This window comes from Thermus thermophilus, from assembly GCF_019974155.1.
Taxonomy (GTDB): domain Bacteria; phylum Deinococcota; class Deinococci; order Deinococcales; family Thermaceae; genus Thermus; species Thermus thermophilus_C.
The window spans coordinates 1,635,982-1,658,874 of record NZ_AP025158.1 but is presented as its reverse complement, the minus strand read 5'-3'; the positions used below and the strand labels follow the sequence as shown (position 1 = coordinate 1,658,874).

Below are 22,893 nucleotides of genomic sequence, written 5' to 3'. Positions count from 1 at the left end.
GCCGCTATTGTACCAACCCGCTTTTGCGCAAGGCCCGCACCACGTCCCGGAAGAGCTCGGCGAAGTCCGCCTCCCGGGCCTCGGGGCTCGCCACCACCAGGAGGTGGGCTTGGGGCAGGTGGAGGCGGCGGAGGACCTCCCGGAGGCGGCGCTTGACCTTGTTGCGCACCACCGCCTTGCCCACCTTCTTGGAGACCACGATGCCCACGCGGAGCTCGGCGGCGGGGAGCCACTTCACCGAAACGTACCGCCCCCGCCCCGCCTTGCCCTTGCGGAGCCTCTGGAAGGCCCGGTCGCCTTTGAGGGAAAGAAGCTTGCCCCCCGGGGCGGGGGGCTTGGGGCCTACCGCTTCCGAACGGTGGGCGTGAGGCGCCAGCGCCCCTTCTGACGGCGGCGCTTCAGCACCTTCCTGCCGCCCGGGGTCCTCATCCTGGCGCGAAAGCCGTGGGTTTTGGCCCGTTTCCTGCGGTTGGGTTGCCACGTCCTTTTCATCCATCTCCCTCCCTGGGGCCATGGCCCCCCATGCCTCTAAGAGTGTAGCATAGAGCAGGGAAAACAAAAGCTGACTCAAAACTTGCACTTATTCACCGCGGGCATGAGTATGCTTGGGGACCACTTGAAGAGGGCTACTGGTTTCCCCTCTTATGAGGGGTGCCATGAGACCAGTAGCCCTATCCCTACTTTGGACCATCCTGGCCCTCATGCCAACCCCCCACCTGCGGGAATCCTTGAAGGCCCTGTTGTTCCTTTTCCTCACCGGTCACGGCAAGGCTAGACCCCAGCACAGCAAGACCAAGTCCCCCTCCGCCCTCTCCCGCTTCCTCAACCGCTACCCCTGGCCCACCCGCGCCCTCATCCGCCTGGCCCGCGAGGAGGCCCAGAAAGCCCTGGACCGGGCCAGGCGGAGAAAGGGCCCCAAGCCCCGCCTCCTGGTGGTCCTGGACCTGGTCACCCTGGAAAAGCGGGGCCACTTCCCCCACCTCCCCCTCTCCTTCTTTCACGGCAAGTGGGGCCTCCACCTCGTGGTCCTTTACCTCGTCTACGGGGACCTCCGCGTCCCCTGGGCCTACCGTCTATGGCGGGGCAAGGGGGAGAAAGGCCTCTCCCTCCTGGCCCTGAGCCTCCTGGCCTCTCTGCCCCTCTGGATGCGCCGGACCTTCCGGATACGGGTGGCCGCGGACGCGGCCTTTGGTACGGCCTGGTTCCTCTTTGGGGTGAGGCGGTTGGGCTTGGAAACGGTGGTGGGGATGCGGCGGGACCGGAGGCTGCGGGGAGGGGGAAGGCTTTTGGACCTCAGGCGGCAGGGGAGCCGGGTCTACCTGTGGGGGCTTTCCTTCCCGGTCTGGGTGGCCTGGTACCGCTACCCCCTGCCCCAAGGGGGCTGGGAGTGGCGGTACGTGGTGGCCACCTTTCCCGCCACGCCCCGGACCATGCTCACCTGGGGAAGGAGGCGGTTCACGGTAGAGCACTTCTTCCGGGCTGCGAAGAGTGAGTTCTCCCTGGGGCAGTTCGGGCAGCGGACGGCCTTGGGGGTGCACCGCTTTCTGGTGCTCTCCCTTCTGGCCTACCTGCTGGCCCACTGGGTGGGGGTGGAGGGGAAGGGGAGCTGGCGGGAGGCCAGGGAGGGGGCAGCTCGGGTTCTCTTGCCCGAGCTGGTGGTGCAGGTCATCCTGCGGGAGCTCCACGCCCTGGGTCTGGGGCCGCCGGGGGGAGGGGGTGAAGGTTTATGCGGGGTATGCGGGAGGTGCAAGTTTTGAGCTGACGGTTTTTTACACCCATACGTAATCCTGAGCTCTCATCACTTTGAGGGCTGGGGCTTGACAAGGGAAGAGAAGAGGGGGGTAAGTAAGGTGTGCCGCCCACCACCCCCCTTTCCCAAGTTATCACCCTCTGGGTCCATAAGGTCTTCGCCTCCCTCAGGAAAACCATCCGCTCCAACCTCGCCCTCTTCCTGTCCACCCTCCTCACTACCCCCCTGGACCCCACCCTCTCCGACCTCGCCCGCAGAACCCCCCTCCCCACCCTGGCCCAAAGCCGCCTCAATCGCCTCTGGCGCTTCCTCCATCACCCCACCCTGCAAGACCCCTGGGCCCTCACCGAAGCCCTCCTCCCCCTCCTCGTCCCTCGTTTCCCCAAAGACCGCCCCCTCCCCCTCATCGTGGACTGGACCTTCACAGAGGACGGTAGGCACCAAGCCCTGGTGGCCGCCCTTCCCCTCAAGGGAAGGGCCCTGGTGGTGGCCTTCGCTCTTCACCCCCTCTCCCCTTTCCCCAGTCAAAACCGGGTGGAGGAGGAGTTCCTCCACCGCCTGGGCCGCGCCGTCCAGGACCTGGGATATACCCCCTCTTCCTCCTGGACCGCGGCTTTGACCGGGTCTCCCTGATGCGAAAGCTCCAGGGGTGGGGCATGGGCTTCCTCATCCGCCTGCGGCAGAACCGGGAGGTGGAACCCCAAGGGGGAAAGCGCCTTCCCCTGAAGGAGGGCTACCAGCGTGTGGTCCACCCCCTGCGGGAGGAGGTCCGCCTTTTCGGACACGGTGGGGAGGGGGTAGAAGTCACCCTCCTGGTGTACCCAGGGGGTCGGGATCCCTGGTATCTGGCCTATTCGGGCCCTTTTGGGGGGGAGCCGCCCTATGGGTGGCGGATGTGGATTGAAGAGGGGTTTAGGGACCTGAAGGGGCAGGGGTTTGGGCTGGACCGCCATCGGCTGCGGACGGGGGCGAGCCTCAGGGGGTGGTTATGGCTTCTGGCCTTGGGGATGGCGCTCTTGGTCCTTCTGGGGGCGCGCTTGCAGGGCAGGGAATGGCTTCCCCGGCTTCTGGCCCATCCCGAGCGGCAAAGCCTCTTCCGTCTGGGCCGGATCGCCCTGGCCCAGGGGCCCCCGCCTTGGAGGGAAGCAGTGGTGGAGGAGCTGGTCAGGTTGCTTCAGGAACTGGGGGGAGGAAAGTGATGAGAGCTCAGATACGTAATCCCGTTGACAATTTGCCGCCCCGCCCGGTATACTTCACGCCAAATCGCATCCCTGAGGAGGCGTAGGTGGCGCAGCTTGACGTGGAAAGCGTGACCCTTACCTTCGGCGGCGTGGCCGCCCTTTCCGGGGTGTCCATGCGGGTGGAGGCCGGGGAGCTCGTCTCCATCATCGGCCCCAACGGGGCGGGGAAGACGAGCCTCCTGAACTGCATCTCCGGCTTTTACCACCCGGAGCGAGGACGCATCCTCTTTGAGGGGCAGGACCTCACCCGGGCAAGTCCCCACGAGGTCACCCGAAAGGGCATCGCCCGGGCCTTTCAGAACATTGAGCTCTTCTCCGGCCTCACCGTCTTGGAAAACCTCCTCCTCGCCCGGCACACCCACCTCTCCTACGGCCTCTTCCAGGCGGGCCTCTTCTACGGGCGGGCCCTGGCCGAGGAGGTGCGCAACCGGCGGGTGGTGGAGGAGGTCATTGACTTCATGGAGCTGGAGCCCTACCGCAAGGCCCTCGTGGGAAACCTTCCCTACGGGGTGAGGAAGCGGGTGGAGGTGGCCCGGGCCCTGGCCCTTTCCCCCAAGCTCCTCCTCCTGGACGAGCCCATGGCGGGGATGACCCTGGAGGAAAAGGAGGACATGGTGCGCTTCATCCTGGAGATCCGGGCCCGGGGCACCACCGTGGTCCTCATTGAGCACGACCTGGGGGTGGTCATGGACATCTCCGACCGGGTCTACGTCCTGGACTTCGGCCAGGTCATCGCCGAGGGGAGGCCCGAGGAGGTGGCGAAGAACCCCAGGGTGCAGGAGGCCTACATGGGGGTGGAAGCGTGAAGGCCTTGAGGCCCTCCTACGAGATGAAGCGCTATACCCTGCCCCAGCTCCTGAGGCTAAGGGCAGAGCACGAGGGGGACCGGGTGGCCCTCCGGGAGAAGGACTACGGCATCTGGAACGAGATCACCTACGCCCAGTACTACGAGAACGTCCTCCTCTTCGCCCACGGCCTCCTCTCTTTGGGGTTTGGGCCGGGGGAGCGGCTCGCCATCATCGCCGACAACATCCCCGAGTGGCTCTACGCCGAGCTTGGGGCCCAGGCGGTGCGGGGGATCAGCGTGGGGGTCTACCAGAGCAGCCTTCCCCCTGAGATCGCCTACATGCTCCAGTACACGGGGGCGAGCGTGGTCCTCGCCGAGGACCAGGAGCAGGTGGACAAGCTCTACGAGATCCGAAACGAGATCCCCCACGTGCGCTACGTGATCTACGAGGACGAGAAGGGGATGCGGGGCTACAAGGACCCCTGGCTCCTCTCCTTCGCCGAGGTCCTGGAGCGGGGGCGGGAGCACCGGAGGAAGCACCCGGACGCGGTGGAGAAGCTCCTCCTGGAAGCGAACCCCGAGGAGGTCTGCCACCTCTCCTCCACCTCGGGCACCACGGGGCGCCCCAAGGCGGCCATGCTCCGCCACCGCAACCTGATCCACATGGGGGTGGCCCTCCAGGAGGTGGACCCCCTCCTGCCCACGGACGACTACCTCTCCTTCCTCCCCCTGGCCTGGATCGGGGAGCAGATGATGTCCGTGGCCATGGCCCTCACCGGGGGGTTCGCCGTCAACTTCCCCGAGGAGGTGGAAACCGCCCTGCAGGACCTCAAGGAGATCGGCCCCCACGTGATGTTCAGCCCCCCGAGGGTCTGGGAGGGGATCCAGAGCCAGGTCTGGGTCCGCATCTCGGAAAGCCCCCGGTTCAACCGCTTCGTCTACGAGCGCCTCCTCAAGGTAGGGTACCGGGCGGCGGAGTACCGGATGCGGGGCAGGCCCATGCCCCTAGGGCTCCGCCTCGCCTACTGGCTTGCCGACCAGGTCCTCTTCAAGCCCTTGCGGGACCAGCTGGGCTTCCTCCGCCTCCGCCGGGCCTACACGGGGGGCGCCGCTTTGGGCCCCGACGTCTTCCGCTTCTTCCACGCCATCGGGGTCAACCTCAAGCAGATCTACGGCCAGACGGAGATCACCGGCATCGCCTTCGTCCACCGGGACGGGGACGTGCGCCACGACACCGTGGGCCTGCCCATCCCCGGGACCGAGGTCAGGATCAGCGAGGCGGGGGAGATCCTCTGCCGCTCTGACGCGGTCTGCGCCGGGTACTGGGAGAGGCCCGAGGCCACGCAGGAGACCTTCGGGGACGGGTGGCTCCACACCGGGGACGCGGGCTACCTCACGGAGGACGGCCACCTGGTGGTCATTGACCGCCTTTCCGACGTGATGCGCACCGAGAGAGGCACGGTCTTCAGCCCCCAGTTCCTGGAAAACAAGCTGAAGTTTTCCCCTTACATCAAGGAGGCCGTGGTCTTCGGGGACCGGAAGCCCTATCTGGCCGCCTTCCTCAACATAGACCCCCAGACCGTGGGCAAGTGGGCCGAGGACCGGGGCCTGGCCTACACCACCTACCTGGACCTCTCCCTGAAGCCCGAGGTGGCCGAGCTCATCCGCAAGGAGGTGGAGAAGGTGAACCAGGAGCTTCCCGAGGAGCTTAGGATCCGGCGCTTCGTCCTCCTCTATAAGCTCCTGGACGCCGACGACGAGGAGCTCACCCGCACGGGCAAGGTGCGCCGGGGCCTCATCGCCAAGAAGTACGCCCCCCTGGTGGAGGCCCTCTACTCCGGGGCCAAGGAGGCGGAGGTGGAGGCCGAGTACCGCTACCAGGACGGCACCCTCCAGCGCCTCCGGGCGCGGGTGCCCGTCCTGGGGTTCGCCGAGGAGGTGCCCGCGTGAGCTTCTTTCTCCAGCTCCTCTTCTCGGGGGTGGTCCTGGGGCTCGTCTACGCCCTCGCCGCCTTGGGCTTCGTCCTCATCTACAAGGCGAGCCGGGTGGTGAACTTCGCCCAGGGGCAGTTCATCGCCATCGGGGCCTTCCTGGCCTACTGGGCCATGGTCGCCTTGGGGGCGCCCTTCCTTTTGGCCGCGGCCTTGGCCCTGGCCCTCACCGCGCTATTGGGCTTTGGGGTGGAGCGCGTCTTCCTGAAGCGCATGGTGGGCCAGCCCATCATCTCCGTCATCATGGCCACCATCGGCCTTGCCTCCTTCCTTGACGGCCTGATCCACCTTACCCCCTTCGGGGCGGGCAACTTCAGCTACCCCGCCTTCCTGCCCCCTGGGGGGGTGAGCGTCCTTGGGGTGCAGGTCTCCTACGCCCAGCTTCTCGCCGTGGCCTTTACCCTGGCCTTCCTCGTCCTCTTCACCTGGTTCTTCCAGCGCTCCACCCTGGGCGTGGCCATGCGGAGCGTGGCCGACGACCAGATGGCGGCCATGAGCCTCGGGGTCTCCGTGGAGAAGGTCTTCGCCCTGGCCTGGGCGGCGGCAGGGCTCACCGCGGCGGCGGCGGGGATCGTGGTGGGCACCATCTCCGGCCTGAACCTGGACGGGCTGGTGCACATTGGCCTTAAGGTCTTCCCCGTGGTCATCCTGGGGGGGCTGGACTCCATCCCCGGGGCGGTGGTGGCGGGGATCGTCATCGGCGTCTTGGAGAACCTGGCGGCGGGCTACCTGGACCCCTTTGTCCCCGGCGGGGGAACCCGGGACGTCTTCCCCTTCCTGGTCCTCCTTCTCGTTCTTTGGTTCAAGCCCCACGGGCTTTTCGGCACGGAGGAGATTGAGCGCGTATGAAGAACCCCTGGGCCCAGACCGGAAACTACCGCACCCGGTACGAGGAGGACGCGAGCCTCTTCGCCACCCACCGGGAGTTGGCCTCCCTTCTCCTCTTCCTAGGCTTCCTCCTGGTGCTGCCCCAGTTCCTCTCCCGCACCCAGGTCTTCATCCTGGACCTGATCCTCGTCTACAGCCTCGCCGTTTTGGGGCTCAACATCACCACGGGGTACGCCGGCCTCATCAACATCGGCCAGGCGGCCTTCATGGGGGTGGGGGCGTACACCGCGGCTCTTCTCGCCCCCCAAGGCCTGCCCTTCTGGCTGCTTCTTCCCTTGGGGGGCCTGGTGGCGGCCTTCTTCGGTTTTCTTGTGGGCATCCCGAGCCTTAGGGTGAAGCACCTCTATTTGGCCATGGCCACCCTGGCCTTCCAGATGGTCTTTGAATGGACCGTGGGGCATATGCCCCTTTTACGCCAGGGGGGGGCCATGGACCTGCCCCGGGTGAGCTTTCTGGGGTACGAGGTGGGTTTCCGCAACCACTACCACTTCTGGTACTACGTGAGCCTCGCCGTGCTGGTCCTCCTGGCCCTTTTCTGGCGGAACCTCCTGCGCACCAAGTACGGGAGGGCCCTGGTGGCCGTGCGGGACAACGACCGGGCGGCGGACGCCATGGGCATGGACCCGGGGCGCACCAAGCTCTTCGCCTTTGCCCTGGGGGCCTTCTACGCCGGGGTGGCCGGGGTGCTTTACGCCTACCTCTCCCGGGCGGTGGTCATAGAGGACTACACCTTCGCCGTCTCCATCAAGCTCCTGGCCATGGCCATCGTGGGGGGGCTCGGCACCCTGGTGGGGAGCTTCCTGGGGCCCGCCTTTTTGGAGCTTCTGGACGTGAACATGGAGGCCCTTTCCAACCTCATCAAGGCCCTGGGCTTCAGCGTGGCCGGGGTGGACGTGGCGAGCGCCCTGAGGCCCCTGGCCTTCGGCCTCGTCATCGTCCTCTTCCTGGTGTTTGAGCCTAGGGGGCTTTACAACTGGTGGCGCGTGGTGCGAAGCTACTTCCGCACCTGGCCCTTTAGGTACTAGGCAACCCCCCTCATGGGGTTGGCGAAGGGAGGGAACGTATGCGGAGGACACTGGCAGGCATCGCGGCGGTTTTAGGGTTGGCCTTGGGCCAGCAGCAGGTGACCCTCTTCTGGTCGGGGGCCATCACCGGGCCCACCTCGGACGCGGGGGCCCCTTACGGGGCGGCGGTGGAGGACTACTGCAAGTGGGCCAACGAGCGGAAGCTCGTGCCCGGGGTGGTCTTCAACTGCGTGGTGCGGGACGACCAGTACAACAACGCCAACACCCAGCGCTTCTTTGAGGAGGCGGTGGACCGCTTCAAGATCCCCGTCTTCCTCTCCTACTCCACCGGGGCGAACCTGCAGCTCAAGGCCCTGATCCAGGAGCTCAAGATCCCCACCATCCCCGCCTCCATGCACGTGGAGCTTGTGGACCCTCCCAACAACGACTACTTCTTCATCCCCACCTCCACCTACTCGGAGCAGGTGGTGGCCCTCCTGGAGTACATCGCCAAGCAGAAGAAGGGGGCCAAGGTGGCCCTGGTGGTGAACCCCTCCCCCTTCGGCCGGGCCCCGGTGGAGGACGCGAGGAAGGCCGCCCGGGAGCTCGGGCTTCAGATCGTGGACGTCCAGGAGGTGGGAAGCGGCAACCTGGACAACACCGCCCTCCTCAAGCGCTTTGAGCAGGCCGGGGTGGAGTACGTGGTCCACCAGAACGTGGCGGGCCCCGTGGCCAACATCCTCAAGGACGCCAAGCGTCTGGGCCTGAAGATGCGCCACCTGGGGGCCCACTACACGGGAGGTCCCGACCTCATCAAGCTGGCGGGGGACGCGGCGGAGGGCTTCCTCTGGGCCACGAGCTTCTACATGTACCACGAGGACGCGCCGGGCATCCGCCTGCAGAAGGAGATCGCCCAGAAGTACGGCCGGCCCCAGGCCATCGCCGAGAGCACCAACTACACCAACGGGATGCTCGCCGCGGCCATCGCCGTGGAGGCCATCCGCAGGGCCCAGGAGCGGTTCAAGCGGGTTACCAACGAGACCGTGTACCAGGCCATCGTCGGCATGAACGGGCCCAACGCCTTCAAGCCGGGCTTCGCCGTCTCCACCAAGCAGGGTATTGAGATTGACTTCACCAAGAGCGAGCACACCGGGGCGGAGGGCCTCCGGATCCTCGAGGCCAAGGGGGGCCGCTTCGTCCCCGTCACGGAGCCCTTCACCTCGGCCCTCTTCCGCAAGGTGCACTACGGCAAGTAGACCCCGGGGGCCCGGGGCGCCCCGGGCCCCTTTCCCACAAGGCCATGGACGCTTTGAACCCAATCCGCCCCGAGGACCTCGGCCCCATCCTCCTCCTCGTCAACAACATTGAGGTGGTTTACCACGACGTGATCCAGGTGCTCCGGGGGGTCTCCCTCAAGGTCCCCGAAGGGAGGATCACCGCCCTCTTGGGCCCGAACGGGGCGGGGAAGACCACTACCCTTAGGGCCATCTCCGGCCTCCTCATCCCCGAGGACGGGGAGGTGGTGCGGGGGGAGATCCTCTACCGGGGAACGCCCATCCAGGGCCGCCCCCCCGAGGAGATCGTCAAGCTGGGCATCGTGCAGGTCCTGGAGGGGCGCCGCGTCTTCAAGCACCTCACGGTGGAGGAGAACCTCAAGGTGGGCACCCTGACCCGGAGGGGCGTGAACCTCAAGGAGGAGCTGGAACGGATCTACCACTACTTCCCCCGCCTGGCCGAGCTCAGGCACCGGCTCGCGGGGTACTGCTCGGGAGGGGAGCAGCAGATGATCGCCATCGGGCGGGCCCTCCTCGCCAAGCCCCGCCTTCTCCTTCTGGACGAGCCTTCCTTGGGCCTTGCCCCCCTCCTCGTGCGGGAGATCTTCGGGATCGTGGCCCGGGTGAACGCCGAGGAGGGGGTCACGGTCCTCGTGGTGGAGCAGAACGCCCGGGTGGCCCTCTCCATCGCCCACTACGGCTACATCATGGAGTCGGGCCGGATCGTCCTCGAGGGGGACCGGGCGTACCTCTTGGAAAACCCCGACGTCCAGGAGTTCTACCTGGGCGTGGCCAAGGAGGGGGGGAGGAAGAGCTTCAAGGAGGTCAAGGCCTACAAGCGGCGCAAGCGCTTCATGTGAGCCCAAAAGGCCCCTGCCCAAGCAGGGGCCTGGCGGCGTAAATGAAAATGCGCTATCGTTATTGGTATGTGGGCGGTGGAGACCCAGGGGCTTGCGGTGCGCTTCGGGCAGTACCAGGCCTTGGAGGACGTCTCCTTGAGGGTGCCCGAGGGCAGCTTCGTGGCCGTGGTGGGCCCCAACGGGGCAGGGAAGAGCACGCTTCTCAAGGCCCTTTTGGGCCTCGTGCCCTTCCGGGGGGAGGTGCGGATCTTCGGCCGCCCCTTGGGCCAGGCCGATCCCTTCTGGTTCGGCTACGTGCCCCAGATCAAGACCTTTGACCGCACCTTCCCCGCCCTGGCCTTGGAGCTCGTGGTCTCGGGGCTCCGCCGCGCCTGGCCCTTTCGCGTGGGGGAGGAAGAGCGCAGGCGGGCCCTCGAGGCCTTGGGGCGGGTGGGGGCTTTGGAGCTCGCCTATCGCCCCTTGGGGCGGCTTTCCGGGGGGCAGCTGCAGCGGGTCTACCTGGCCCGGGCCCTGGTGCGCAGGCCCCGCCTCCTCCTTCTGGACGAACCCGCCACCGGGGTGGACCGGCTGGGGGAGGTGGACCTCTACCGGCACCTGGAGGCCTACCAGGAGGAGACGGGGGCCACGATCCTCATGATCACCCACGACTGGGAGGCGGCCCACCATGCCAGCCACGTCCTGGTGCTGAACCGCCGCGTGATCGGCTTCGGCCCGCCGGAGCGGGCCCTCTCCGAGGAGTGCCTCCGCCGGGCCTTCGGCCATTTGGGGCACGAGCACGCCCTTTTCCTGGGAGGCGGCCGTGCTTGAGGCCTTGGGCTACCCCTTCTTCCAGAGGGCCCTCCTCGCCGGCCTCTTGGTGAGCCTGCTTGGGGGGGCGCTTTCCGCCTTCGTGGTGCAGAGAAGGCTTTCCTTCCTTGGGGACGGGCTCGCCCACGCCGCCTTCGCCGGGGTGGCCCTGGGGCTTTTCCTGAGGGAGGAGCCCCTCTACCTGGCCCTCCCCTTCACCTTGGCCGTGGCCCTGGCCATCACCTACGTGAAGGAGCGCTCGGGCCTCTCGGAGGACACGGCCATCGGCGTCTTCTTCGCCCTTTCCGTGGCCCTCGGGGCCGTCTTCCTCGCCAAGGCCCGGGGGTACGTGGGGGACGCCATGGGCTACCTCTTCGGCTCCCTCCTCGCCGTGGGGCCCGGGGACCTCTGGGCCGTGGGGGGGGTGGTCCTTCTGGGCCTCGCCCTCCTTCCCCTCTGGGGCGCTTTGGCCTACGCCACCTTTGACCGGGAGCTCGCCCTCGCCGACCGGGTGCCCGTGGGGCTCCACGACTACCTCCTCTCCGCCTACCTGGCCCTCGCCCTGGTGGTGGCGGTGAAGGTGGTGGGGGTCCTCCTCGTGGCCGCCTTCTTGGTGATCCCGGGGGCGGCGGCCCGGCTTCTCGGCCGCACCTTCGCCGGCATGACCCTCCTTGCCCTCCTTTTCGCCCTCTCGGCCACCCTCCTCGGGCTTTACGCCTCCTTCCTCCTGGACTGGCCCAGCGGGGCCAGCGTGGTCCTGGCCCAGGCCCTCCTCTTCGGCCTCGCCTTCCTTAAAACCGCGTTTTCCGGGGGGAAATAGCCGCTTTTGGGGTATACTGGGGGCATGTGGGTGTCCACGAAGGCCCAATACGGCCTCCGCGCCCTGGTGGAGATCGGCCTTAGGGCGCCGAGGGCGGTGCCCCTGAAGGAGGTGGCCGAAGCCCAGGGCATCAGCCAGCACTACCTGGAGCAGATCGCCGCCCAGCTCCGCAACGCGGGCTTCATCCGCTCCGTGCGGGGGGCGAAGGGGGGGTACCGGCTCGCCCGCCCCCCGGAGAAGGTCACCGCCCTCGAGGTGGTGGAGGCCCTGGAGGGGAGCCTGGCCCCGGTGAGCTGCCTGGAGGACCCGGAGAGCTGCGACAAGGTGGGGCGGTGCTCCACCGAGCTTTTGTGGCGCCGGGTGGACCTCGCCATGCGCCAGGTCCTCGGGGGCACCACCCTCAAGGACCTCATTGAGGAGAGGCGGCTTTTGGAGGCCAAGGGGGTCATCCCCCTCGAGGCTCGCGCCTCCTGAGGGCGGGGAGGCGGCGTGCGGGGCGTCTATCTGGACTACGCGGCCACCACGCCCCTGGATCCCGAGGTTCGGGAGGCCATGCGGGCGGTGGAGGAGGTCTTCGGCAACCCCAGCAGCATCCACCGCTTTGGCCAAGAGGCCCGTAAGGTCCTGGAAGAGGCTCGGGAACGGGTGGCGGAAGCCCTCGGGGCGCGGCCCCGGGAGGTGGTTTTCACCGCGGGGGGCTCTGAGGCCGACGCCCTCGCCCTCCTGGGCCCGGCCCTGGCCCGGGGCCGGGGGCACGTGGTGAGCACGGCGGTGGAGCACGCCGCCGTGCTCGGGGCCCTGCGCCTCTTGGAGCGGCTGGGCTTCTCCGTGACCCTCCTCAAGCCCGATTCCCTAGGGATGGTCTACCCCGAGCAGGTGGAGGAGGCCCTGCGCCCCGACACCTTCCTGGTGAGCGTCATGACGGCGAACAACGAGCTCGGCAACCTCTACCCGGTGCGGGAGATCGCCGAGGTGGCCCACCGGCACGGGGCCCTCTTCCACACGGATGCCGTCCAGGCGGTGGGGCAGGTCCCCTTCCGCATGGACGAGGTGGGGGCGGACCTGGTCTCCGTGAGCGCCCACAAGTTCTACGGGCCCAAAGGCGTGGGGGCGCTCCTCGTCCGCCGGGGGGTGGAGCTTATGGCCATGGTGCCGGGGAAGCAGGAGGGGGGTAGGCGGGGCGGCACGCAGAGCCCCGTTTTGGCCCACGGGATGGCCGTGGCCCTGGAGCTCGCCCTGAGGCGCCTTCCCGAGGAGGCGGCGCGCCTTGCGGCCTTGCGGCGGCGCCTCGAGGCGGGGCTTCTCGCGGTGGAGGGGGTGGAGCTCAACGGCCACCCCGAGCGCCGCCTCCCCAAGCTCGTCAACGTCACCGTGAAGGGGGCGGACGGGGAGGCCCTGCTCCTCGCCATGGACCTCCTGGGCGTGGCCGTCTCCTCGGGCTCCGCCTGCAGCGCCGGGAACCTCGAGCCCTCCCACGTCCTCCTCGCCATCGGCCGGAGCTACGCCGAGGCCAAGGCCTCCTTGCGCTTCTCCCTGGGCCGCTTCACCACCGAGGAGGAGGTGGACCGGGCGGTGGCGGTCTTCCGGGAGGCCGTGGCCCGGGCCCGGGCTTGACCGGGCCCCCGCGGGGCGGAAGACTAGGGAGGATGGACGCGTTCCGCCTCGCGCCTTGTGGTCCCTTGCGGGGGCGCCTCCGCGTCCCCGGGGACAAGTCCGTGACCCACCGCGGCCTCATGCTCCTCGCCCTGGCCGAGGGGGAGGGGAGGCTTTTCTACCCCTTGAAGGCGGGGGACACCCTCTCCACGGCCCGGGTCCTCCAGGCCCTCGGGGCCGAGGTCCGGGAGGAGGGGCCCCACTTCCTCGTGCGGGGAAGGGGCCTAAGGTTCCAGGAGCCCGAGGACGTCCTGGACTGCGGCAACGCCGGAACCCTCATGCGCCTCCTCCTCGGCCTCCTCGCGGGCCAGGAGGGGCTTTTCGCCGTCCTCACCGGGGACGCCTCCTTGAGGCGCCGCCCCATGGGCCGGGTGGTGGCCCCCTTAAGGGCCATGGGGGCGAGGGTGGACGGGCGGGAGGAGGGGGAGAGGGCGCCCCTCGCCGTCCGGGGGGCGCCCCTGAGGGGTTTGCGCTACACCCTCCCCGTGCCCAGCGCCCAGGTGAAGAGCGCCCTCCTCCTTGCCGGCCTCTTCGCCGAGGGGGTGACGGAGGTGGAGGAGCCCACGCCCACCCGGGACCACACGGAGAGGCTCTTCCGCCACTTCGGCCTGCCCTTGGAGGTGGAGGGGAGGAAGGTGCGCACCTGGCGCACGGGGCCCTTTCCCGCCAAGGACCTCGTGGTGCCCGGGGACTTCTCCTCGGCCGCCTTCTTCCTGGTGGCGGCCCTCGTCACCCCGGGCTCGGAGGTGGTGGTGGAGGGGGTGGGGCTGAACCCCACCCGCACCGGCCTCCTCACCGTCCTCGAGGCCATGGGGGCGGACCTGGAGTGGCGGGTCCTCGAGGGCGAGGCGGGGGAGCCCGTGGGGTGGGTGCGGGCCCGGCATAGCCCCCTGAAGGGCGTGGCCGTGGACCCCGGCCTCATCCCCCTCATGGTGGACGAGGTGCCGGTCCTGGCGGCGGCCGCCGCCTGGGCGGAAGGGGAGACCTACATCCCGGGCCTTTCCGAGCTTCGGGTCAAGGAGTCCGACCGGGTCCGGGCCATCGCCGAAAACCTCCGGGCCCTCGGGGTGGAGGTGGAGGAAGGCCCGGACTGGCTCCGCATCCGGGGCGGGGGGGTGAGGCCGGGCCGGGTGCGGCCCTTCCACGACCACCGCATCGCCATGGCCTTCGCCGTGGCCGGGCTTCCCGTGGGGGTGGAGGTGGAGGAGCCCCACTGGGCCGAGATCTCCTACCCGGGTTTCTTCCAGGACCTCCTTAGGCTATGCGCGGCATCGTGACCATAGACGGGCCATCGGCCTCCGGCAAGAGCTCCGTGGCCAGGCGGGTGGCGGCGGCCTTGGGCGTGCCCTACCTTTCCAGCGGCCTCCTCTACCGGGCGGCCGCCTTCCTCGCCCTGAGGGCAGGGGTGGACCCCGGGGACGAGGAGGGGCTCCTCGCCCTCCTCGAGGGCCTGGGGGTGCGCCTTCTGGCCCAGGCGGAGGGCAACCGGGTTCTGGCGGACGGGGAGGACCTCACCCCCTTCCTGCACACCCCTGAGGTGGACCGCGTGGTCTCAGGGGTGGCCCGCCTCCCGGGGGTCCGGGCCTGGGTCAACCGCAGGCTCAAGGAGGTGCCTCCGCCCTTCGTGGCCGAGGGGAGGGACATGGGCACGGCGGTCTTCCCCGAGGCGGCCCACAAGTTCTACCTCACGGCAAGCCCCGAGGTGCGGGCGTGGCGGCGCGCCCGGGAAAGGCCCCAGGCCTACGAGGAGGTGCTCCGGGACCTCCTCCAAAGGGACGAGCGGGACAAGGCGCAAAGCGCCCCCGCCCCCGACGCCCTCGTCCTGGACACCGGGGGGATGACCCTGGACGAGGTGGTGGCCTGGGTCCTGGCCCACATCCGGAGGTAGGCCGTGGTCCCGGGAGCCAAGGAGAGGCCGGTCCAGGAGTTCCTCAACGTCCTCCTTTTCCGCCCCCTGGCGCACCTCGTGGTCCTCCTCCTCCTGGGCACGCCCGTTAGGCCCCACCACCTGGTCCTCTTCCACACGGGCCTGGCCCTGGGGGCCGCCTGGCTGCTCCTTAAGGGGGAGGACCTCGGGGCCGCCCTCCTCCTCCAGCTCAAAACCGTCTTGGACAACGCCGACGGGCAGCTCGCCCGCCTCCGGGGGGAGGTGACGGAGCTTGGGCGCTATTTGGACACCGGCCTGGACTTCCTGGGGAACCTTTCCCTCTTCCTGGCCCTGGGCTTACGCACCGCCTCCTTGGAGAAGGCCCTCCTCGCCTTTTTGGTCTTCACCTTCGTCCAGTCCTACGACTTTAACCTGGAAAGGCTCCACCGCTTGGCCAAAGGCCTTCCCCTGCCCGAAGGGCCCAAGGGCAGGGAGACCCTTGGGCTTCGGCTTTTCCGGGGGCTTTACGCCCTCCTCTTCGCCCCCCAGGACCGGGCCATCGCCGCCTTGGAGCGCTTCCTGCAGGGGCGGTTGCGGCTTGACCCCTCCCGTTTCTGGGACGAGGGGGCCTTGGCGGGGGTGGTGAACCTGGGCCTCACCACGCAGCTTTTCTTCCTGGGGGTTTTCCTCCTCTTCCACGAGCCTGGCGCCTACCTCACCTTTGTCCTCCTTCAGGCCGTGTATCTTGGCCTTTGGTACCTATGGAGGATCGCCCGCAGTATCCCATCCCCACGGTAGGGGCCTTGGCGGAAAAGGAAGGCCTTGTGCTCTTGGTGCGCACGGCCAAGTGGCGGGGGCTTTGGGGGGTGCCCGGGGGGAAGGTGGCCTGGGGGGAGGCCCTGGAGGAGGCCTTGCGGCGGGAGTTCAGGGAGGAGGTGGGCCTTGCCCTTTCCCAGGTCCGCTTCGCCCTGGTCCAGGAGGCCATCTTCAGCCCCGAGTTTTACAAGCCCACCCACATGCTCCTCTTCAACTACTTCGCCCGGGCGGAAGGGGAGGTGCGCCCGAACGAGGAGATCCTGGAGTGGGCCTGGGTGGAGCCCGAGAAGGGGCTCGCCTACCCTTTGAACGCCTTTACCCGGGCCCTCTTGGTGCGCTATCTGGAGGAGAGATGAGGACCGCGTTGGTGACGGGGAGCGCCAAGGGCATCGGCCGGGCCATCCTCTTGGCCCTCGCCCGGGAGGGCTACGCCGTGGCCGTCCACTACCGCACCTCCGAGGCCTTGGCTGAGGCCGCCCGTCAAGAGGCGGAGGCCCTGGGCGTCAAGGCCATCAAGGTCCAGGCCGACCTCACCCGGGAGGAGGAGGTGGACCGGCTGGTGGAGGAGGTCCGCTACCACCTGGGGGGGGTGGGCGTCCTGGTGAACAACGTGGGGGACTACCTCTACAAGCCCATAGAGGAGGTGAGCCTGGAGGAGTGGCGCTGGATCCTGGACACCAACCTCACCGCCACCTTCCTCCTCACCCAAAGGGTCCTCCCCCTCATGGTGGCCCAGGGCTTTGGCCGCATCGTCAACCTGGGCTACGCCGGGGCGGGGAACCTCCTCGCCCGGCCCCACATCACCCCCTACGTCATCGCCAAGACGGGGGTCATCCTCTACACCAAGGCCATCGCCAAACGCTTCGCCGCAAGCGGCATCACCGCCAACGTGGTGGCCCCGGGGGTGGCGGAGAACTCCGTCTCCAAGCCCCTCCACGAGATCCCCATGGGGAGGCTCGCCCTTCTTCAGGAGATCGCCCAGGCGGTGCTCTTCTTCGTCCGCGAGCCCTACCTCACGGGGCAGGTGCTGGAGGTGGCCGGGGGGTGGAACCTCTAGGGGCCCCACCGCGGCATGGGCTTGGGCGCAAAAGGCCCCGGCTCGAGGCCGGGGCGTGTGGTGGGCCGTGCAGGATTCGAACCTGCAACCTACCGGTTATGAGCCGGCTGCTCTGACCGTTGAGCTAACGGCCCCCGTCCGGGAACGATAGTAGCACACCCCGGCCCCTTTTGGTGTACCCTTGGGTTTGAAGGAGGTGAGCCTATGCCCGTGAACGAGAGCACCACCGACCGGGTCATCCGGTTCCTCCTCTCCCTCGTCCTCTTCTACTTCGCCTTCCAGTCCGCCGCGCCCTGGAACTGGATCCTGGGGATCCTGGCCGCCCTCCTCCTCTTCACGGCGATCACGGGGTTCTGCGGCCTCTACCGCGTCCTGGGCATCAGCACCAAGCGGTGAGCCCGGCCTGGCCCCTCCGCCCGGGCCAGAAGGTCCGGGTGGAGTTCTACAAGTACCCGGAGGAAGCCCTCCACTACCTCTGGGAGGCGGAGGTGGTGGAGGTGCGCCCCGAGGGGGTCCTCACCCTGCTCCCCCAGGGCGGGGTCTTCCACCACGTGGGCAAGGGGCGCTCGGTGGTCCTGGACCACGACGCCTACGTGGCCTTCTTCCCCGGGGCCTGGTACTCGGGGGGGCCGGACGTGCGGGAGGGGAGGGTCCTGGAGTACTACTGGAACGTCCAGACCCCGGCCCTTTGGACGGGAAAGGCCCTCCGCCAGTACGACCTGGAGCTGGACGTGAAGTGCCGTGCCGACCACACCTGCGAGGTCTTTGACCGGGAAGAGTTCCTGGCCAAACGCCCCTTGTACCCTAGGGCCTGGGTGGAGGAGGCGGAAAAGGCGGTGGAGGCCATCTTCCGCCACATGCGGGAGGGGCGCTGGCCCGTGCTTCCCCCGGGGGAGCCTCTCCCCTGGATGGAGCGGCTTTAGGGCATGACCTGGGGAAGGGGAGAGGGATGGGGTTCCGGGGCTCCCGGGCCCCAGGCTTTTATGGGCAGGAGGCGGCGGCCTTCCAGGGCCCAGCGCCCCTCCAGGACCACCTGGTAGAGGAGGCCCTTGAAGAAGCCGTGGAAGCTGTCCTCCCAGGTCTCCAGGTTCTGGGCCCGCAAGGGGTAGTTGTGCCAGGCGGGGCCCAGGTAGTAAAGCCAGGGGTCTTCCAGGGGGCGGGTGTCCTCCGGGGGGAGGGAGAGGAGGGCGTTGAAGTAGCCCCGAAGGCGGCTTGCGGCGAAGAGGAGGTTGAGGTAGGGGTCTTGCAGGGCCTCCCGGGCCTCGGCCTCCGTGCGGGGGAAGGGCCTTAGGGGGTCCCAGGCGCCGAAGCGGCGTAGGCGGGCCTCTTGTTTTAGGGCGTCCTCCCAGCTCATCTGGGCCAGGCCCAGGGTGCGGCTTAGGGGGGCTTGGCCCTGGGTCTTGGCCAGCTCCTCGGCCAGGGCGTCCACCACCTCCCGCACCCCCCGGGAGAGGCCCAAGGCCTTGTCCCCCCCATACTGCTCGTTGTCCACGATGGCGGCCAGCACCCCGGGGGGTAGGCCGAGGGCGTAGGCGGCGGCCCGGACCTCCCGGGCGTGGGGCAGGACGTGGTGGGGGGCGGTGGGGAGGCCTTCCAGGTTGACGGGGCCCTTCCGCACCGCCTGCCCGATGGCCAAGACCCAGCGGCGGGCCGCCCCAAGGGCCTCCTCGGGGCGCGCGAAGGCCGAGCGCTTCCCGGAAAGCTGGTTGCGAAGCTCCAGGCGCAGGAGGCGGTCGTAGGCCCGGGCGGCTTCCGCTCCTAGGAGGAGGTGGAGGCTTGCCTTGAGGCGGAGGTGCAGGGCCACCCAGGCCTCCCGTTCCTCCCTAGGGAGGGGCAAAAGGTCCCGAAGGCTTGGGGAAGGCCTTGGAGGGGGAGGCTCGGGCGAGGCCAAAAAGAGGAGGAGGAGGATGAGGAAAGCGGGCCAAGGGCCGGGGCGGAGGAGCGTTCGCCGCACGGGGGTTCAGGCGGAGCCCTTAAGCGTTCTTTTCCGCGTTGTAAAGCTGCTCCGGGGTGGCGAACTGGGTGATCACCCGCCGGTGGTCCACGTTCCACCCCAGGCGCTTGGCCGCCTGGTCCATGTACGAACCCTCAATGAAGAGGGCAACCCGCATATGCCCCCATCCTAGGGCAAGCCCAGGCCCCGGGGTAGCCCGGGCCTCAGGCGGGGGCTTTCTCCTCGGCCTTTTCCGAGGAGTGGCCGGGGTTCACCTTGAGGGCGGGGTTGGCGTAGGCGGCGGCGTGATTGGCGGCGATGGCGGCCTCGCCGAACCCCAAGACGATGAGGGGAAGCTTCCCTGGGTAGGTGACGATGTCCCCGCAGGCGTAGACCCCGGGGATGCTGGTGGCCATGGTGGTGTCCACCTTGATCTTGTTCTTCTCCAGGGCGAGCCCCCAGTTGGCCAGGGGGCCGAGCTTGGTGATGTAGCCCGCGAGGATGAGGACGGCGTCCACCTCCAGCTCCACCTCCTCCTGGGTCTGGTTCTGGAAGACCACCGCCTTCCGCACCCACGCGTCCCCCTCTATCCGCCGCACCTCGTAGGGGGTGAGGACCTTAAGGCGCCCTTCCTCGTGGGCCTTCATGAGCTCCTGCACGCTCGCCTCGTGGGCCCGGAACTGGGGGCGGCGGTGGATGAGGGTGATCTCCCGGGCGGTGTCCAGGAGGTTCAAGGCCCAGTCCACGGCGCTATCCCCCCCGCCCACGATGAGGACCCGCTTCCCTTGGAACTCCGCCTTGCTCTTCACCGCGTAGTAGACGCCCTTCCCCTCAAACTCCCGCTCCCCCGGCGCCCCGATCCGCCTGGGCTCAAAGGCCCCCACCCCGGCGGCGATGATCACCGCCTTGGCGGTGTAGGCGTTCCCTTGGGAGGTGGTGACCTTGAAGAGGTCCCCTTCCCTCTCCAGGGTCTCGGCCCGCTCCCCGAGGCTGTAGACGGGGTTAAAGGGGGCCACCTGCTCCACCAGGCCCCTCACCAGGTCCTTGGCGTAGACCTTGGGGAAGCCGGCCACGTCGTAGATGTACTTCTCCGGGTAGAGGGCGGTAAGCTGCCCCCCGGGCTCGGGCAAGGGGTCCACGAAGCGGAAGGACAGCCCCCGCATGCCCACGTAAAACCCCGCGAAAAGCCCTACGGGCCCCGCCCCTACGATGAGCACGTCCGTGTGGTCCGCCGCCATGCTTGTTATTTTATGCACGTGGGTGGGGTTGTCTACCCCACCTGGAGGACCACCTTCCCGAAGACCCGGCGCTCCTCCAGGAGCCGGTGCCCCTCCGCCGCCGCCTCCAGGGGCAGGATCTGGCCCACCACGGGCTTGAGCTTCCCCTCCTCCACGAAGCGCAAGATGGGGAAAAGGCGGCTTTTGGAGGCCATGGTGGAGCCCAGGATGGAGAGCTGGCGGTAGAAGACGTGGGCGAAGGGCAGGGTGCCCTCGTACCCCGAGGAGGCCCCGGCGATGGCGATCCGTCCCCCGTTCGCCGTGGCCTTGATCACCCCCTCAAAGTAAAGGGCCCCGGTGTGGTCCACCACCTTGTCCACGCCCTTGCCCCCCGTGAGGCGGCGCACCTCCTTGGGCCAGTCCGGGTGGGTGTAGTTCACCGTCTCATCGGCCCCGAGGGCCTTCGCCCGGCGGAGTTTGTCCTCCGAGCCCGCCGTGGCGATGACCCGCGCTCCGAAGAGCTTGGCGATCTGGATGGCGGCCACGCTCACCCCGCTTCCTGCGGCCATCACCAGCACGTCGTCCCCTGGGCGCACCCCGAGCTTGTCCACCACCATCTGCCAGGCGGTGAGGAAGGTGAGGGGGATGGCGGCGGCCTCCTCAAAGGAGAGGTTCTTGGGCTTGGGGGCCAGGTTGGCCTCGGGCAGGACCACGTACTCGGCGTAGGTGCCGTGCCGGTGCTCCCCGAGGATCTGGTAACGGGGGCAGAGGTTGTCCTCCCCGGCCAGGCAGCGCTCGCACCGCCCGCAGGAGAGGCCGGGGTTGATGACCACTTCGTCCCCGGGGGCGAAGCCCTCCACCCCCGGCCCCACGGCGTCCACCACGCCGCTTCCGTCTGCGCCCAGGACGTGGGGGAGGGGGAGCTTTGGGCTCGCCACCCCTTTTCGCACCCACACGTCCAGGTGGTTGAGGGCGGCCGCCTTGAGGCGCACCCGCACCTCCTTGGGGCCGGGTTCGGGGACGGGAAGGTCGGCCACCTCCAGCACCTCGGGGCCTCCCCTGGCTCGCATGACCACCGCGCGCATGCTCCCTCCTTATGGGGAGGATTCTTTCACGAAGGGCTTTGGGGGGTCAACCCTTGACAGGGTCTAACCCCGCCCGGTAGCGTGGAGCCGTACGCGATGCAGGGAGGTCTTGCATGAGAAAAGCGGTGTTGTTGGCCGGCATCTTGGCTTTGGCGGGCGTCGCTTCGGCCCAGACCTTCGTCTGGCCGCAGAAGTGGACCGTGGCCAAGCCCTCCGAGGCGAAGCGGGGGGGCACCCTTAGGGCGGCGGTGATCTCCGACTACCGCACCTTCAACCCCTTCGTCACCGCCGAGTCGGGCAACGTCCCAGACCTCATCTCGGGCAGTCGCGGCCTGGCGACCCGCGACCCCACCACCGGGGACTGGATCCCCTACATGGCGGAGTCCTGGACCATAAGCCCCAACAAGCTGGAGATCACCTTCAAGATCCGCAAGGGCATGAAGTGGTCGGACGGCCGGCCCATCACCGCCGACGACTGGATCACCACCTGGCGGATCCACACGGACAAGGCGGTGGGCTCCAACAGCTACGACTCCTTCTTCATTGACGGCAAGCCCATCGTCCTCAGGAAGATTGACGACTACACGATCCGCTTCATCTACCCCAAGACCGACGCCGAGGCCTTCAATATCGCCAGATTTGAGCCCTGGCCCGCCCACGTCTTCGGCCCCGTCTACCAGAGGGAGGGGGCGGAGGGCATCAAGAAGATGTGGACCCTGAACGAGAAGCCGGAGAACATCGTCTCCGGCGGGCCCTGGCTCATTGAGAGCTACCGCCCCGGGGAGCGCCTGGTTCTGAAGCGCAACCCCGCCTTCGGGGAATGGAACAAGGACGAGGCGGGCAACCCCCTCCCCTACCTGGACCGCTACGAGATCAAGATCGTGAAGGACGTGAACGCCCAGCTCGCCGAGTTCCTGGCGGGGAACATTGACCTCATGGCCCCCTCCACCGTGGACCACATCTCCCAGATCCGCCAGGCCATCCAGCAGGGCCGCCTGGACGCCACCCTCAAGGTCAACGCCTCCCCCGTGGCCAGCAGCCAGTTCATGGTCTTCAACTGGAACAAGGCCTCGGACCCCTTCAAGCAGAGCCTCTTCCGCTCCGACAAGTTCCGCCGGGCCATGAGCCACATCGTCAACCGCCAGGCGGTGATTGACGTCGTCTACGGCGGCCTGGGCACCCCCATGTACTCCAGCGTCTACCCGGTCCTCACCCAGTGGATCAACCCCAAGGTGCCCAAGTACGAGTACAACCCCCAGCAGGCGGCGAAGCTTTTGGCCGAGCTCGGCTTCACGAAGAAGGACCGGGAGGGGTACCTGGTGGACGCCAGGGGGCGGCGGCTTGAGTTCAACCTCGCCACCAACGCCGGCAACGCCCAGCGGGAGCAGATCGCCAAGCTCATCGTGGACGAGGCCAAGAAGGTGGGGGTGAAGGTCAACTTCCAGGCCATTGACTTCAACACCCTGGTGGGCCAGCTCCTCTCCTCGGGCCCCGACCGGCCCTTTGACGCCATCATCATCGGCCTGACGGGCGGCGGCCTGGACTGGCCCTTCGGTTCCAACGTGGTGCCCTGCAAGGGGAACCTGCACATGTGGAACAAGTCCGGCCAGTGCCTGGACCCCCGGGAGACCCTCATGGAGAAGCTCTACTACCAGGGCCGCACGGAGCTGGACTTCAAGAAGCGGGTGGAGATCGGCTACCGCATGCAGGAGGTTGAGGCGGAGCTCCTTCCCGTCATCTACATCGCCGGGCCCAACTACCACCCCGCCTGGAACAACCGCCTGGGCGGCGAGCACCCCGACGCCATCATCTCCAGCATCTGGGGCTCCCGTCAGGTGGAGCTCACCTTCATCAAGAAGTGAGC

24 protein-coding genes, 1 tRNA gene and 2 pseudogenes are annotated in these 22,893 nt (G+C 68.2%); 20 read left to right on the top strand and 7 right to left on the bottom strand.

The genetic code is table 11. The annotated features are described in order from the left end of the window. Window positions 1-4 precede the first annotated feature (4 nt). On the bottom strand, window positions 5-376 hold the full coding sequence (gene rnpA, locus TthTMY_RS08910; protein WP_096412990.1) for a ribonuclease P protein component: 372 nt from the start codon (window positions 374-376) through the stop codon (window positions 5-7). Beyond that, a complete protein-coding gene (gene rpmH / locus TthTMY_RS08905) occupies window positions 343-492 on the bottom strand; it encodes a 50S ribosomal protein L34 (RefSeq protein ID WP_096411006.1) in 150 nt (49 codons plus the stop codon). The genes rnpA and rpmH overlap by 34 nt, the downstream gene beginning before the upstream one ends. Before the next feature lie 164 nt (window positions 493-656). Between rpmH and TthTMY_RS08900 the strand changes: the two genes are divergently transcribed. From TthTMY_RS08900 to tmpR, 17 genes and pseudogenes are all read left to right on the top strand, one after another. Then, on the top strand, window positions 657-1,757 hold the full coding sequence (locus tag TthTMY_RS08900; protein WP_041444900.1) for a transposase: 1,101 nt from the start codon (window positions 657-659) through the stop codon (window positions 1,755-1,757). A gap of 95 nt (window positions 1,758-1,852) precedes the next feature. Then, a pseudogene (locus tag TthTMY_RS08895) lies at window positions 1,853-2,949 on the top strand (IS4 family transposase). A gap of 86 nt (window positions 2,950-3,035) precedes the next feature. Further along, window positions 3,036-3,797 carry an ABC transporter ATP-binding protein gene (locus TthTMY_RS08890; RefSeq protein WP_096411005.1) on the top strand — a complete coding sequence of 254 codons (762 nt, stop codon included), beginning with the start codon at window positions 3,036-3,038 and terminating at the stop codon, window positions 3,795-3,797. Next, the gene (locus TthTMY_RS08885; RefSeq protein ID WP_096411004.1) at window positions 3,794-5,728 is read left to right on the top strand and encodes a long-chain fatty acid--CoA ligase; all 1,935 of its coding nucleotides are present in this window, start codon (window positions 3,794-3,796) and stop codon (window positions 5,726-5,728) included. The genes TthTMY_RS08890 and TthTMY_RS08885 overlap by 4 nt, the downstream gene beginning before the upstream one ends. Then, window positions 5,725-6,618, top strand: a complete 894-nt coding sequence (locus TthTMY_RS08880; protein WP_096411003.1) for a branched-chain amino acid ABC transporter permease — start codon at window positions 5,725-5,727, stop codon at window positions 6,616-6,618. Before TthTMY_RS08885 ends, TthTMY_RS08880 begins: the two co-directional genes overlap by 4 nt. Then, window positions 6,615-7,682, top strand: coding sequence for a branched-chain amino acid ABC transporter permease (locus TthTMY_RS08875; RefSeq protein WP_096411002.1), 1,068 nt, complete (start codon window positions 6,615-6,617; stop codon window positions 7,680-7,682). The genes TthTMY_RS08880 and TthTMY_RS08875 overlap by 4 nt, the downstream gene beginning before the upstream one ends. Before the next feature lie 38 nt (window positions 7,683-7,720). After that, complete coding sequence (locus tag TthTMY_RS08870; RefSeq protein WP_096411001.1) at window positions 7,721-8,917, top strand: ABC transporter substrate-binding protein; 1,197 nt, start codon at window positions 7,721-7,723, stop codon at window positions 8,915-8,917. A gap of 44 nt (window positions 8,918-8,961) precedes the next feature. Beyond that, a complete protein-coding gene (locus tag TthTMY_RS08865; protein WP_223903198.1) occupies window positions 8,962-9,795 on the top strand; it encodes an ABC transporter ATP-binding protein in 834 nt (277 codons plus the stop codon). A gap of 66 nt (window positions 9,796-9,861) precedes the next feature. Next, window positions 9,862-10,602, top strand: a complete 741-nt coding sequence (locus TthTMY_RS08860; protein WP_096410999.1) for a metal ABC transporter ATP-binding protein — start codon at window positions 9,862-9,864, stop codon at window positions 10,600-10,602. Further along, window positions 10,595-11,401 carry a metal ABC transporter permease gene (locus tag TthTMY_RS08855; RefSeq protein ID WP_011172542.1) on the top strand — a complete coding sequence of 269 codons (807 nt, stop codon included), beginning with the start codon at window positions 10,595-10,597 and terminating at the stop codon, window positions 11,399-11,401. Before TthTMY_RS08860 ends, TthTMY_RS08855 begins: the two co-directional genes overlap by 8 nt. 24 nt (window positions 11,402-11,425) lie before the next feature. Then, window positions 11,426-11,875 carry an RrF2 family transcriptional regulator gene (locus tag TthTMY_RS08850; RefSeq protein ID WP_096410998.1) on the top strand — a complete coding sequence of 150 codons (450 nt, stop codon included), beginning with the start codon at window positions 11,426-11,428 and terminating at the stop codon, window positions 11,873-11,875. Between the two features lie 15 nt (window positions 11,876-11,890). Then, on the top strand, window positions 11,891-13,015 hold the full coding sequence (locus TthTMY_RS08845) for a cysteine desulfurase family protein (RefSeq protein ID WP_096410997.1): 1,125 nt from the start codon (window positions 11,891-11,893) through the stop codon (window positions 13,013-13,015). A 32-nt stretch (window positions 13,016-13,047) separates the two neighbouring features. After that, entirely contained in the window at window positions 13,048-14,331 is a 1,284-nt protein-coding gene (gene aroA, locus TthTMY_RS08840) for a 3-phosphoshikimate 1-carboxyvinyltransferase (RefSeq protein ID WP_096410996.1), read from the top strand. Then, window positions 14,316-14,942: a (d)CMP kinase gene (gene cmk, locus TthTMY_RS08835; RefSeq protein WP_096410995.1), complete on the top strand. Its 627-nt coding sequence runs from the start codon at window positions 14,316-14,318 to the stop codon at window positions 14,940-14,942. Before aroA ends, cmk begins: the two co-directional genes overlap by 16 nt. A gap of 3 nt (window positions 14,943-14,945) precedes the next feature. Continuing rightward, window positions 14,946-15,719, top strand: coding sequence for a CDP-alcohol phosphatidyltransferase family protein (locus TthTMY_RS08830; RefSeq protein WP_096410994.1), 774 nt, complete (start codon window positions 14,946-14,948; stop codon window positions 15,717-15,719). Beyond that, window positions 15,683-16,093: an NUDIX domain-containing protein gene (locus tag TthTMY_RS08825; protein WP_096410993.1), complete on the top strand. Its 411-nt coding sequence runs from the start codon at window positions 15,683-15,685 to the stop codon at window positions 16,091-16,093. The genes TthTMY_RS08830 and TthTMY_RS08825 overlap by 37 nt, the downstream gene beginning before the upstream one ends. Then, window positions 16,090-16,794, top strand: a complete 705-nt coding sequence (gene tmpR / locus TthTMY_RS08820) for a bifunctional dihydropteridine reductase/dihydrofolate reductase TmpR (RefSeq protein ID WP_096410992.1) — start codon at window positions 16,090-16,092, stop codon at window positions 16,792-16,794. Before TthTMY_RS08825 ends, tmpR begins: the two co-directional genes overlap by 4 nt. Window positions 16,795-16,852: 58 nt before the next feature. Here the strand turns inward: tmpR and TthTMY_RS08815 are convergent. Next, a tRNA-Ile gene (locus TthTMY_RS08815) sits at window positions 16,853-16,928 on the bottom strand. 70 nt (window positions 16,929-16,998) lie between these two features. Between TthTMY_RS08815 and TthTMY_RS08810 the strand changes: the two genes are divergently transcribed. Further along, a complete protein-coding gene (locus TthTMY_RS08810) occupies window positions 16,999-17,190 on the top strand; it encodes a YgaP family membrane protein (protein WP_096410991.1) in 192 nt (63 codons plus the stop codon). Continuing rightward, entirely contained in the window at window positions 17,187-17,717 is a 531-nt protein-coding gene (locus TthTMY_RS08805; protein ID WP_096410990.1) for a DUF402 domain-containing protein, read from the top strand. Before TthTMY_RS08810 ends, TthTMY_RS08805 begins: the two co-directional genes overlap by 4 nt. On the opposite strand, the gene TthTMY_RS08800 is transcribed toward TthTMY_RS08805, so the two are convergent. From TthTMY_RS08800 to TthTMY_RS08785, 4 genes and pseudogenes are all read right to left on the bottom strand, one after another. Beyond that, on the bottom strand, window positions 17,714-18,748 hold the full coding sequence (locus TthTMY_RS08800) for a hypothetical protein (protein ID WP_418952557.1): 1,035 nt from the start codon (window positions 18,746-18,748) through the stop codon (window positions 17,714-17,716). The two genes, TthTMY_RS08805 and TthTMY_RS08800, sit on opposite strands and share 4 nt — an antisense overlap. A 34-nt stretch (window positions 18,749-18,782) precedes the next feature. Continuing rightward, window positions 18,783-18,905, bottom strand: a pseudogene (locus tag TthTMY_RS08795) (NYN domain-containing protein); the annotation flags it as partial. A gap of 46 nt (window positions 18,906-18,951) precedes the next feature. Continuing rightward, window positions 18,952-19,965, bottom strand: coding sequence for an NAD(P)/FAD-dependent oxidoreductase (locus tag TthTMY_RS08790; protein WP_096410989.1), 1,014 nt, complete (start codon window positions 19,963-19,965; stop codon window positions 18,952-18,954). A 32-nt stretch (window positions 19,966-19,997) separates the two neighbouring features. Beyond that, on the bottom strand, window positions 19,998-21,029 hold the full coding sequence (locus TthTMY_RS08785) for a zinc-binding dehydrogenase (protein ID WP_096410988.1): 1,032 nt from the start codon (window positions 21,027-21,029) through the stop codon (window positions 19,998-20,000). Between the two features lie 113 nt (window positions 21,030-21,142). Here TthTMY_RS08785 and TthTMY_RS08780 point away from each other — a divergent pair, with 113 nt between their 5' ends. Continuing rightward, window positions 21,143-22,891 (top strand): ABC transporter substrate-binding protein, encoded by a 1,749-nt coding sequence (locus TthTMY_RS08780; RefSeq protein ID WP_096410987.1) that lies wholly within the window; start codon window positions 21,143-21,145, stop codon window positions 22,889-22,891. Window positions 22,892-22,893 lie beyond the last annotated feature (2 nt).

What these genes read in the sequence shown, in the direction of transcription:
- rpmH (WP_096411006.1), bottom strand. Translation starts at nt 492, where the DNA reads ATGAAAAGGACGTGGCAACCCAACCGCAGGAAACGGGCCAAAACCCAC.
- TthTMY_RS08900 (WP_041444900.1), top strand. Translation starts at nt 657, where the DNA reads ATGAGACCAGTAGCCCTATCCCTACTTTGGACCATCCTGGCCCTCATG.
- TthTMY_RS08875 (WP_096411002.1), top strand. Translation starts at nt 6,615, where the DNA reads ATGAAGAACCCCTGGGCCCAGACCGGAAACTACCGCACCCGGTACGAG.
- TthTMY_RS08870 (WP_096411001.1), top strand. Translation starts at nt 7,721, where the DNA reads ATGCGGAGGACACTGGCAGGCATCGCGGCGGTTTTAGGGTTGGCCTTG.
- TthTMY_RS08865 (WP_223903198.1), top strand. Translation starts at nt 8,962, where the DNA reads ATGGACGCTTTGAACCCAATCCGCCCCGAGGACCTCGGCCCCATCCTC.
- TthTMY_RS08860 (WP_096410999.1), top strand. Translation starts at nt 9,862, where the DNA reads ATGTGGGCGGTGGAGACCCAGGGGCTTGCGGTGCGCTTCGGGCAGTAC.
- TthTMY_RS08850 (WP_096410998.1), top strand. Translation starts at nt 11,426, where the DNA reads ATGTGGGTGTCCACGAAGGCCCAATACGGCCTCCGCGCCCTGGTGGAG.
- aroA (WP_096410996.1), top strand. Translation starts at nt 13,048, where the DNA reads ATGGACGCGTTCCGCCTCGCGCCTTGTGGTCCCTTGCGGGGGCGCCTC.
- cmk (WP_096410995.1), top strand. Translation starts at nt 14,316, where the DNA reads ATGCGCGGCATCGTGACCATAGACGGGCCATCGGCCTCCGGCAAGAGC.
- TthTMY_RS08825 (WP_096410993.1), top strand. Translation starts at nt 15,683, where the DNA reads ATGGAGGATCGCCCGCAGTATCCCATCCCCACGGTAGGGGCCTTGGCG.
- tmpR (WP_096410992.1), top strand. Translation starts at nt 16,090, where the DNA reads ATGAGGACCGCGTTGGTGACGGGGAGCGCCAAGGGCATCGGCCGGGCC.
- TthTMY_RS08810 (WP_096410991.1), top strand. Translation starts at nt 16,999, where the DNA reads ATGCCCGTGAACGAGAGCACCACCGACCGGGTCATCCGGTTCCTCCTC.
- TthTMY_RS08790 (WP_096410989.1), bottom strand. Translation starts at nt 19,965, where the DNA reads ATGGCGGCGGACCACACGGACGTGCTCATCGTAGGGGCGGGGCCCGTA.
- TthTMY_RS08785 (WP_096410988.1), bottom strand. Translation starts at nt 21,029, where the DNA reads ATGCGCGCGGTGGTCATGCGAGCCAGGGGAGGCCCCGAGGTGCTGGAG.
- TthTMY_RS08780 (WP_096410987.1), top strand. Translation starts at nt 21,143, where the DNA reads ATGAGAAAAGCGGTGTTGTTGGCCGGCATCTTGGCTTTGGCGGGCGTC.